8 protein-coding genes and 1 pseudogene are annotated in these 10,434 nt (G+C 61.6%); 3 read left to right on the top strand and 6 right to left on the bottom strand.

The annotated features are described in order from the left end of the window. From CAPSK01_RS22480 to CAPSK01_RS09035, 3 genes are all read left to right on the top strand, one after another. The coding region (locus tag CAPSK01_RS22480) for a 2-phosphosulfolactate phosphatase (RefSeq protein ID WP_273703397.1) at window positions 1-527 on the top strand (527 nt) is incomplete at its 5' end. A 175-nt stretch (window positions 528-702) separates the two neighbouring features. After that, a complete protein-coding gene (locus tag CAPSK01_RS09040) occupies window positions 703-2,319 on the top strand; it encodes a membrane protein (protein WP_034925566.1) in 1,617 nt (538 codons plus the stop codon). A gap of 138 nt (window positions 2,320-2,457) precedes the next feature. Continuing rightward, window positions 2,458-2,976, top strand: a complete 519-nt coding sequence (locus CAPSK01_RS09035; RefSeq protein ID WP_034925563.1) for an O-acetyl-ADP-ribose deacetylase — start codon at window positions 2,458-2,460, stop codon at window positions 2,974-2,976. A 190-nt stretch (window positions 2,977-3,166) separates the two neighbouring features. Here CAPSK01_RS09035 and CAPSK01_RS09030 read toward each other — a convergent pair. The 6 genes and pseudogenes from CAPSK01_RS09030 to CAPSK01_RS09005 all read right to left on the bottom strand — a co-directional run. Beyond that, window positions 3,167-3,328, bottom strand: a pseudogene (locus CAPSK01_RS09030) (peroxiredoxin); the annotation flags it as partial. Between the two features lie 58 nt (window positions 3,329-3,386). Further along, window positions 3,387-4,850 (bottom strand): DUF294 nucleotidyltransferase-like domain-containing protein, encoded by a 1,464-nt coding sequence (locus tag CAPSK01_RS09025; protein WP_034925559.1) that lies wholly within the window; start codon window positions 4,848-4,850, stop codon window positions 3,387-3,389. Next, entirely contained in the window at window positions 4,831-7,026 is a 2,196-nt protein-coding gene (locus CAPSK01_RS09020; protein ID WP_034925553.1) for an exonuclease domain-containing protein, read from the bottom strand. Before CAPSK01_RS09020 ends, CAPSK01_RS09025 begins: the two co-directional genes overlap by 20 nt. A 3-nt stretch (window positions 7,027-7,029) precedes the next feature. After that, window positions 7,030-7,398 (bottom strand): response regulator, encoded by a 369-nt coding sequence (locus CAPSK01_RS09015; protein WP_034925967.1) that lies wholly within the window; start codon window positions 7,396-7,398, stop codon window positions 7,030-7,032. A 31-nt stretch (window positions 7,399-7,429) separates the two neighbouring features. Further along, window positions 7,430-10,195, bottom strand: a complete 2,766-nt coding sequence (locus tag CAPSK01_RS09010) for a sensor histidine kinase (RefSeq protein WP_034925550.1) — start codon at window positions 10,193-10,195, stop codon at window positions 7,430-7,432. 9 nt (window positions 10,196-10,204) lie between these two features. Next, the coding region (locus CAPSK01_RS09005; protein ID WP_337958563.1) for a hypothetical protein at window positions 10,205-10,434 on the bottom strand (230 nt) is incomplete at its 5' end.

Here is a 10,434-nt window from a genome sequence, read left to right as displayed (position 1 = left end):
TGCAAGGCACCGACCTGACTGGCCAGCCGCTGATTCAGACCACCGCCGCGGGGGTACGCGGCCTTGGCCGTTTTCGCCACGCGCGGGCGCTGTTCGCTGGCAGCCTGGTCGTGGGCCGTGCCACGGCGAAGGCGCTGTTGGCGTTGCAACCGGAGGAGGTCTGCTTCGTGATCACCGGCGAATGGGTCGATCGCAACGGTGATGAGGATATCGCCTGTGCGGACTATCTCGATGCGCTGCTGCACGGCGAAAACCCCGACCCGGAACTCTATGCCGCCCGCGTACGCAACTCCGATTTCGGTCGCCGCTTTCAGGCTGGCAACAACCCTAATCTGCCCATCGGCGATCTCGTTCTCTGTGCGCAGCCCGACCGCTTCGATTTCGCCCTGCAGGCCTCGCACACAGACGGGCAGCTGCGGCTAATGCGGACGCGCACTGACCAGACAGATTCCCTGCGTCATTCCGGAGAACTCCGCAACGGCCTGAGGCTACAGGAGAATGGGTACGCCGGACGCCTACAGGCCTAGGCCTTGAGGCCCCCCGGACCAGTCGAGAGATTGTCATGCCGGTGCCGACCGAAGCTTTGCTGGCAGAATAGCGCCGGGTTCCTTCCGTGCTGCCGTTCCGGTCACCCCTGGTCAGCCCGGCTACCGCCGTGCTGGCTGTCGCGGCCACACCCTTTCCGCCCAACGGAGTTCTGCAATGCTCGCCGCCGTCCGTCGCTGGTTTGCCGATAACATTTTCGAACTCGGCCGTGCAATGCGGCTTTCCTACCTGCCACCACTGCTGGTCTATGTCGCAGCCGGGTTGTCCGGGTTGACCGAGATCGTCGGCACCTTCTTCGTCAAGGAGTATCTCGGCTTATCCGCAGCCTTCCTCGCTGCTCTGGGCTTCTGGGCAGGGATTCCCTGGGCCTTGAAGATGCCGCTCGGACACCTGGTCGACCTGATCTGGCGGCACAAGGCCGGACTGGTGTGGTTGGGCGCCGGACTGATCACTACCAGCCTGCTGATCATGCTCGGCCTGGTGGCCCAACCGCTGCGCATGGGTGAGCTGATGTCCATCGAAGCCTGGTTTGTTGTCGCCGCACTGCTCTCGCCAGTCGGCTATGTCTTGCAGGATGTCGTCGCCGACGCAATGACCGTCGAAGCTGTGCCGCGCGTGGATGAACACGGGCAGCCACTGCCGCCGGAAAAGCGACGGCTGATGAACACCACGCTGCAGACCCTCGGCCGCATCGCCATCATTGCCGGCGGCATTCTTGTCTCGCTGGTCAATGTATTCATGTTCGAAGGCACCGAGACTCTGGCGAAGGAGGCCAAAGCGGCGATTTATGCCGAGGTCTTTGGCATGGCACTGGTAATCCCGGCGATCTCGGTCGCCGGCGTGCTGCTGGCGTCGCTGCTCCAACGGTTCGACGCACGACGGCTGAGCGCCCGTGAGCCCAGCCTGCACGGCAAGCCGGAACCGCCACCGCCGCCCGTCCGGCCCGACGTGTGGATCCTCGGCGGTAGCGCAGTGTTCGTCGCCATCAGTCTGTCGGTTGGACTCTCGCGACTGGCTTTCGGCGAGGAGATCATCTTCGCCGGCTCCTTCGCGGTGATTGCTTTCCTGATGGCGAAGCTGCTCCGGGAACTCGACGTGGAGTCGCGACGAACGCTGCTCGGGACCGCGATCATGATCTTTGTCTTTCGCGCCATGCCGGGTCCCGGTGCCGGTTCCACCTGGTGGATGATCGACGTGCTCGGCTTCGACCAGTCCTTCCTTGCGCAGCTTTCGCTGATCGCCAGCGTGCTCACGCTATTCGGCCTGTTCGCCTTCCGCCGCTTCATGGGTGAACGTTCGATCGCCTACATCGTCGGTTTTCTGACGCTCACCGACGCGCTGTTGAGCTTGCCCACCCTCGGCATGTACTTTGGCCTGCACGAATGGACCGCGGCGCACACTGGCGGCGTCGTCGACGCGCGCTTCATCGCGCTGATTGACACCGCGCTGGAGTCACCACTCGGGCAGATCGCCATGGTGCCGATGCTGGCGTGGATCGCCAACTCGGCACCCGCCAATCTCAAGGCCACCTACTTCGCGGTGATGGCATCCTTTACCAATCTCGCACTGTCGGCTGCGCAACTCGGCACCAAGTACCTGAACCAGTTTTTCGAGGTCAGCCGCGAGATCCGCGATCCGCTGACCCACGCGCTCAAGGTGCCGGCAGATTATAGCCAGCTCGGCGCCTTGCTCACGCTGTCGATCGTCATCAGCCTAATCCTGCCTTTCGCCGCGATCTGGATAACGCAGAGGCTCAAGCTGCGCAGTGCCTGAGGCCATGACTGAACCGGACGCGGCCGCCGGCTGCCGGCCATCGACCATTCCAGCAGCGAACACGCTTGCCTGCTCGGAAAATGCTGGGCATACTTTCTGGACAGTTTTTCACCGGGAAATCTTCGGGTTCCGCTGACCATGCCAACCCTGTTACGTGCCCTGCAGGCCGACATCACCACGCTTGCGGTTGACGCGATCGTGAATGCCGCCAACTCGTCGCTGCTTGGCGGCGGCGGCGTCGATGGCGCCATCCACCGCGCTGCCGGTCCCGAGTTGCTGGATGCCTGTCGCCAAATCGGCGGCTGTCAAACCGGCGACGCCAAGCTCACCAGCGGCTATCGCCTGCCTGCCCGTTACATCATTCACACCGTCGGCCCAGTCTGGCACGGTGGCTACCGCAACGAAGCCGACTTGCTGGCCGCGTGTTATCGGCGCTCAATCGAGCTTGCCAGCGCCCAGGGCGTGATCACTCTGGCCATCCCGAGCATCAGCACCGGCATCTATGGCTACCCGATCGAACAAGCCGCAACCATCGCGGTGGCGACGGTGCGTGCGTCGCTCCAGGCCGACGGCCCCCTCCAGGAAGTGCTCTTCTGCTGCTTCTCCTCGCATGACCTGCAGGTATACGAAGCGCTACTCGGGGAGAACAGTCCCTGAACTCGCCGCGGGGTACGCAACCCGGTCAACAGCAGATGCCGGACTTGCGGCCAATCCGCACGCTTGCGAACCTTGCCGCGAGACAGCGCCGAGCAGCAGCCGGTTATTAGGCCGGACCCCAGGCTTTCATGCCGCCGAGCAGCACCACCGCTCGCTGGAAACCCATGGTGCGCAGCGTCGCCACGGCCAGGGTCCAGTTCACCGGCGTGGCGACCTTGTGCTTGGCAGTGAGCTGCATCGAGTCAAGTGCGCGCAGGATCTCGTCGAAATTGCGCCCGGTGGTCATCGGGTAGGTCATCATCAGCTTGATCTTTTTGTCCGGCCCGATTACGAAAACCGAACGCACGGTAGCGCAAGAGATCCCGTCGTCCCCCCACAAAGGAGGGCGAAGCGATGGCGCCCTGAACGGACTACGCCAAGAGATACTGGCGAGTCAGACGCTTCTGCAGGTACTGGACCTGTTTGAGCGATTCCTTCAGGATCAGGCGATCGAGTTCGTGCAGTTGATCGGGATTGACGCGGTTGGAAACCCCGGCGACGCTGCCGTTCACCTGATGCTCCAGTCTGAGACGCTGAATGTGATGAAAGGCGTCAATCAGCGCAGCCAGTTCGTCGGCAGCCATGCCACCCTGCTCACCGCTGACGCGCAGGCGCTCGACCGTATTGGTATCGGGTATCTGCATGGCCAGCGCGTAGATCCGCGCGGCGTCAACGAAAGGCCGCGATCCGTGCTTCTTCAGATCGATGGTATGCGGAAACTCCTTGTCCCGATCATAGCGAAAACCTTTCCACCAGTTGAGTGGCGAGTCCCAGTTCATCGTGTTTTCAACCATCGCACGAAGAAAAATGGGGTATGTGGGGGCATTCGACAGCAGCCATTTGCGCAAGTCATTGACCAGGGACTCCTGTCCATAGAGGCCGCGCAGGTCGAAAAAGATGCTCGAATTGAGCAATGCTTCTGGTTGCGGAGTACTCAACCAGGTCAGGAAAGCCGTTTGCCACTCGTCGATGGACAGACACCACTGCGGATTGCCGGCCATGATGTTGCCCTTGCACAAGGGAAATCCACAGGCGTCGAGTGCCTCATTGACTGCCCGCGCGAAGGGTAGAAAGGCGATACGCAGGCTTGCCGCTTCGGCATCGGATTGGGCATCGAAGATCAGCCCATTATCCTGATCGGTAGCCAGCGTCTGCTCAAGCCGCCCCTCGGAACCGAACACCAGCCAGCACCAGGGTACGTAAGGCAAATCAAACTGGCCGGCCACGAGTTCGATGACCTGCAGGGTCAACAGATCGTTGAGCGAAGAGAGGCGATGACAGAGCGCATCGGCACTCACCCGCTCGGCCACGAGGCGGGCAACGAAGGCACGTATTTCGCCAGCCAGAACCACCAGCGTCCGGATATCGCGCGCCGCCAGAATCGATTGCACCAGGTCGGTATGCTGCGCACCCGGCAACGTATAAAGATCGGTCTGCGAGACAAGGTTGAAGTAACGGCCATCGGCTTCGGTGAGTACCAGATGGCGCACGCCGCGACGCACCATCACCACGCTGGCCTGGTGTGCCGTACCATCGGCCGGCACGGTAATCAGACCACTGGTCATCACCGTGGCAATCGGCGCCTGCAGGTCGCAATCCTCGATCCCGATCCGGCGAACCACGTCGAGCAGAGTCACGATTCCCAGTGGCACGCGACTGCCTGGATCGACCACGACTACCGCATCGACGCGCATCCGGTCGAGCAGCAGCAAGGTCTCACGGATGCTCGCCGCTGGCCCGACGGTGAGTTGCTGCGCACGCACCAGATGACGCAGCGCAACGTACGGCGAAAAGGGGGCAACGCGCTTCGTTTGCTCAGTACTTGAGTCGGGCATGGTAAGTCCTCTGACTGGCTTCCCGTGCCTGCCGCAACGTCGTGATACCCATCTCGGCGAGCAAGGGCAGCATCTTCAGGAAGACTTCGCCGGTCACGATGGCATCGCCGAGCGCCGTGTGGCGTCCAAATACCGATACCCCCAGCCGCTCGGCAATGGCCTCGAGGCGATGCGTTGTCTGATTGGGATACAGCACGGCAGAAAGCAGCAGGGTGTCGAGCACCGGTTGCTCGAAACGCACTCCCGTTTTCGTCTCCTTCAATTGCAGGAAACGCATGTCGAAAGCGGCGTTGTGACCGACGAGGACCGTATCGGCACAAAAAGCATGAAACTTCGGCAGGACGACATCGATCGACGGCTGGCCGACGAGCAGTTCCGGCGTGATGCCGTGAATGGCGACTGACTGCGACGACAGCGAATGTCGCGGGTCGATCAGTTGGTCGAAACACTCCTGGCGCAGCAACCGGCGATTGACGATGCGCGTCGCACCGATCTGGATGATCTCGTCGCCCTGGGAAGGCTGTAGACCCGTCGTTTCGGTATCGAAAATCGTGTAGGACAGATCCGCGAGCGGCTGATCATCGAGTTCATGGCTGACGGCCGACCAGAGGAAGATATCGAAATCGTAAAATTCGGGGCGCTCGCCCTCCGGCGCCGGGGCAATTGCCCGCGGCAGATCCTTCGGCGCCTCGGCGACCGGCAGCATGGTACGGAAAAAGGCGCGATGCGAAACCCTTTCGCGCTGAAACCAGATATCGCCGTTACAGCGTTCGATCACATCGGTGACACTGAGCGGCGACGATTCACCTCCGACAGCCATCGGATCCTGCAGCCAGCTCATCGCTGTTTCATTGTTCATGAAGGTTCCGAGCCAGGACAGATCGAACTGCGCCAACGGTCCGCTGCGGGTCAGCGACAGCCGCACCTCGCGCACCTCATACTCGTCCTGCAAGCGCAACGCCAGGTAGCGAAGGGCTTGCAGCAGCCCAAAACTGTCGACGCGCAGCCACAGATCTTCATCGACGTTTTCGGACTTGACAGCCAGCACGCGACGCTCACTTGAACGTCGCTCGCCAATGCGGCGCGCAGCCACGGCAAGCAGTTCGGCACCCAGAATTTCCTCGAGCATCCAGCGCTCACGCAAATCGTTCGAGAAGGCACTCGCCGCCTTCTCGAACTGTGCGGTCAGAACGCCCGCCTCGTCGCGAATGACACGCAGGAAACGATCGCGCTGCTGGCTCGGCATGTCGGGAAAGTCGAAGAGCATTTCGCCGGCAGCACGAATACTGCCCAGCGGTCCGCGCCCGCCCTCGACCAGCGACTGGATCAGCATATCACGTCGCGCATGCCGCTCATTGGTACTGGTGACATCCTCCAGAACGAGCACGAAACCGGTAATTGAAAAGCCGCCAACGCGCGCGTGGTGCGGGCCATCCTCCCCCAGTACCGGCGACATATGTGCGCGCAGCAGCCGCCCGGTATGGGTCGCGGTGACAAACTGCACCGAACCGACAAGTTTCTTGTCGTCCTTGTTGCTTCCTTCCCGACTCGCCTGCTGCAGACGTTCCAATGCATGCCCGATGAGCGCACGGTCAAAAACCGTATAGATCGAACGTCCGAGGCCCAGCAATTCGGCATTACTGCCGTCGGCGGCAGTCGAAAGTTCCTGTTTGGCCCGCTGGTTATAGAGCAATACCCGGCCGTCAAGGTTACAGACCACGACACTCTGACTCAGATCGGCCATCAGCGCAGCCAGACGGCTGCGTTCCTCCTCGAGCGATGCGCGGGCCTCACGCACGCGTTCGGCGACATCTTGCTCACGCGCTGCACGCAGCGCAAGCAATTGATTCGCCACCTTGCCAAGCACCTGCAGTTCGCTCGCCGCGTACTCACTCAGCCGCAAATCACTGTGCGTCAGCGCCGTAGCCAGCTCTTCGGCCATCCGCAGGGGAGCGTTGACATAGCGTTCGTACAACCGATAAATCACCCAGAAACTGCAGGCACAGGCAGCCAACAGCAGCACCAACAGGACGACGATCCTTTCTTCGGCAGTCCGTCCGCCGCCGCTGGCGCCAGCCTCGCTGGCCAGCATCAGGAGCGCTGTCGCAGCCACCAAGGCAAGCAGAAACAGACCGACGGCCAGCACCGCGAGGAGCAGTCTGCGCGTGGGCTTCACCGGCTACATTCCGAGAAGCTTTCGCACCTCGGCGAGCAACTCCTTGGTCGAGAAGGGTTTGGTCATGTAGCCATCGGCACCGAGTCCAAGACCCTTGCTGACTTCGGTGTCGCGTCCCTTGGCGGTCAGCATCAGGATGCGCGTTGCGCTCAGGTCCGGGTCGGCGCGCAGGGCCTGGCAAACGTCGAAGCCATTCATCCTCGGCATCATCACGTCGAGGAGAACGAGATCCGGTCGCTCGGCACGTACTTTCGCCAAGGCCTCCTCACCATCGCCAGCGACCAGCACCTCGAAACCCTCACGGCGCAGCAGAAACTCGATCGAGATGACAATATTCTGCTCGTCGTCGGCAATCAGTATTTTTTTGCTCATCATCTCTCCGATCATCAATAGCCATCATCCGCTACGCTGCCGCAACCTGCGCAAGCGCTTGCTCCTGAACGGGTGCGAAAGGCAGGGTAAAGCGGAAGGTCGCCCCCTCCCCCGGTACGCTTTCCACCCACAGCCTCCCCCCGAAGTGCTCGACAATACGCCGGCTGATCGGCAGCCCGAGCCCGGTTCCTGATGGCTTGGCGGTCATCGTGTCGCCCACCTGACGGAACTTCTCGAAAATCAACTGCTGATCTTCCGGTCGTATTCCCGGTCCGTTGTCGGCGACACTGACTTCCAGTCCGTCCGCCAGCAGGCACAGCATCACCTTAACCCGGCCGCTGCCCGGCGCCAGAAACTTTACCGCATTGGAAAGCAGATTCAGCATGACCTGTATCAAACGGTCGCGGTCAGCCAGAATCAATGGCAGATTATCGGGCAGATCGAGTTCGACATGTGCTTCCTTCTCGCGGAACAATTGACTGGTCGCAGCCACCGATTGCTCGACGACCTCCTTCAGGTTCAGCTCACAGCCGTTCCAGTCAGCCCTGCCCGACTCGATCTTCGCCAGATCGAGGGTCTGGTTGATCAGCCGCGTCAGACGCTCGGCCTCGCTGACGATCAGACCCAGAAAACGCTCGCGATCGGCCAGGTGCATCCTGGGATCGTCGCGCAGCAACTCCGAGAAGGCGCGAATCGAAGTCAGTGGCGTTCGCAGTTCGTGCGTCACCGACGACATGATGTCGTCCTTGACGCGGTCCAGCTCCTGCAGGCGCTGATTGGCTTCCTGCAGATCGAGCGTGGCCGCCGTCAGCTCACGCGACTTGCGCTCGAGTTCACGGCTGTAGGTCCGCAACTGTGAGGCCTCATCGAGAATGTGCATGACCTCATCGATGCTCAGCGGCTCTTCCTTGGCCACCGAGGCCACCATCACACGTGCCGAAGCGCTACCGATCGCCCCGGCAAGGAGCGATTCGGCAAACTGCACGAGTTGCGCATCGGCTTCGGGCATCACCCCGCTGGCTACACCGCGGCGACGAGCATAGGCGGTAAATAGCGCTTGCGCCCGCGCCGGACCGAGAAAGCGGGCCACCAGTTCCTGCAGATCACTGACTTTCGCGCGCCCCCGCCACAGCGCTGCACCGACCGGTCCGGCGTCTTTTAGCGCATCGACGAATACCGTCGCCTGCGTTGCTTCGGCCGCCGTGGGGGGTCGCAGCAGCGAGAAGCCGACATAAGCACCGATATTGGCCAGAAAACTCCAGAACAGGCAATGGGCAATCTCGTCGAAACCGGTCAGACCGAACAACTGCTGCGGACGCAGCAACTCGATCCCGAACAGGCCCTGCGTCAGGAAGTCATCCGGCAACCAGCCCGACTTGGCAAACGACGGCAGCAGCAAGGTATAGGCCCAGACCAGAAAGCCCGCCGACAAACCCGCCAAAGCGCCGTCACGCGTTCCCCCACGCCAGTACATGCCGCCGATCATCGCCGGGGCAAACTGGGCAACCGCCGAGAAACTGATCAGGCCGATGGCCACCAGCGCGTAAGCTTCACCGGCCAGCCGGAAGTAGAGGTAGCCGAGCAGCAGGATGACTACGATGGCGCCACGCCGGATCCCCAGCAACAGCCGCGAGAGGTCCCTGGATTCATCGAAGGCAACGCGCTTGTGGCGTATCAGCAGCGGCATCACCAGGTCGTTGCAGGCCATCGTCGACAGGGCGATGGTTTCGACGATGACCATCCCGGTCGCGGCTGAAAGGCCCCCGATGAAGACCAGCAAGGTCAGACCCTCGTGGCGCTGTGACATCGGCAGCGTCAGCACAAAGGTGTCGGCATCGACGTCCTGCCCGACAAAATGCAGCAGGCCGCCGAGCGCGATCGGCAGCACAAAGACGTTGATCAGCAGCAGATAGAGTGGGAAGAGCCATGCAGCCCGCTTCAGGTGCGCCTCGTTGACATTCTCGACGACCGCAACCTGGAACTGGCGCGGCAGAAAGAGCAGCGCCATCGCCGACAGCACGATCAGCGAAAACCAGCCCGTGTAGCCCTTGCCCGAGGGAATCGCCGTCGTCAGGCGCAGCAGCTCCGGACTGGCGTTGACGCGTTCGAAGATGTCGCCGAAACCATCATACATGCCATAGGTGACGTACACGCCGACCGCCAGGAAAGCGACCAGCTTGACACTGGACTCCAGAGCAATCGCCGCGACCATCCCTTCGTGGCGTTCGGTGGCATCGAGGTGGCGGGTTCCGAAGACAATCGTGAACGCCGCCAGGATCAGGGCAATGTAGAAACTGATGTCGGCTGCCACCGACATCGTTGCGCTGTGGTTCGGCATGACGATCTCCGGGTAGCTGAGCAAGAGACTGACCGAGCTGGAGACGGCCTTGAGTTGCAGAGCAATGTACGGAATGATGCCAACCACGGCAATGACCGTCACCAGACCACCCAGGACATGGCTCTTGCCGTAGCGCGAGGAAATGAAATCGGCGATCGAGGTGATCCGGTTGGCCTTGACGATGCGGATCATCTTGAGCAGCAGGAACCAGCAGAGCGCCATCACCAGCGTCGGGCCCAGGTAGACCGGCAGGAAACCGATTCCCGACACCGCCGCGCGCCCGACACTGCCGTAGAAGGTCCAGGTCGTACAGTAGACGGCCATCGACAGGGCGTAGATGGTCGGGTTGGCGATCAGCGACCTTTTCTGATCGGCACGCTCATCGCCCCACCAGGCGACTGCGAACAAGAGCCCGAGATAGATCAGCGAGACGGCGATGACGACCGGGGCTTCGAGCATCGTCACCGCCTATTTGAAGTGACGTTCGATCGCCCAGGCCATCACGGCGATGACGACGACCCAGGCGAAGAAAATATAGGCATAGACCAGAGGAATCGACAAGACCGTCGTGTGACGATCGAAAAGAGAGAGAACAGGGTAATTGAACAGCACGCAGCCAAACAGGAAGGCGGCTATCAATCGGTCACTCGCCAAGACCCTACGATGCATGTCAACCTCCCACGCCACAAAGTGATCAG

This window comes from Candidatus Accumulibacter vicinus (assembly GCF_000584955.1).
GTDB lineage: Bacteria > Pseudomonadota > Gammaproteobacteria > Burkholderiales > Rhodocyclaceae > Accumulibacter > Accumulibacter vicinus.
This window is presented reverse-complemented; position numbering and strand designations above follow the sequence as displayed.

Bases quoted from the DNA above. Each gene is read 5' to 3' on its own strand.
- CAPSK01_RS09040 (WP_034925566.1), top strand. From the start codon at position 703: ATGCTCGCCGCCGTCCGTCGCTGGTTTGCCGATAACATTTTCGAACTC.
- CAPSK01_RS09035 (WP_034925563.1), top strand. From the start codon at position 2,458: ATGCCAACCCTGTTACGTGCCCTGCAGGCCGACATCACCACGCTTGCG.
- CAPSK01_RS09025 (WP_034925559.1), bottom strand. From the start codon at position 4,850: ATGCCCGACTCAAGTACTGAGCAAACGAAGCGCGTTGCCCCCTTTTCG.
- CAPSK01_RS09015 (WP_034925967.1), bottom strand. From the start codon at position 7,398: ATGAGCAAAAAAATACTGATTGCCGACGACGAGCAGAATATTGTCATC.
- CAPSK01_RS09010 (WP_034925550.1), bottom strand. From the start codon at position 10,195: ATGCTCGAAGCCCCGGTCGTCATCGCCGTCTCGCTGATCTATCTCGGG.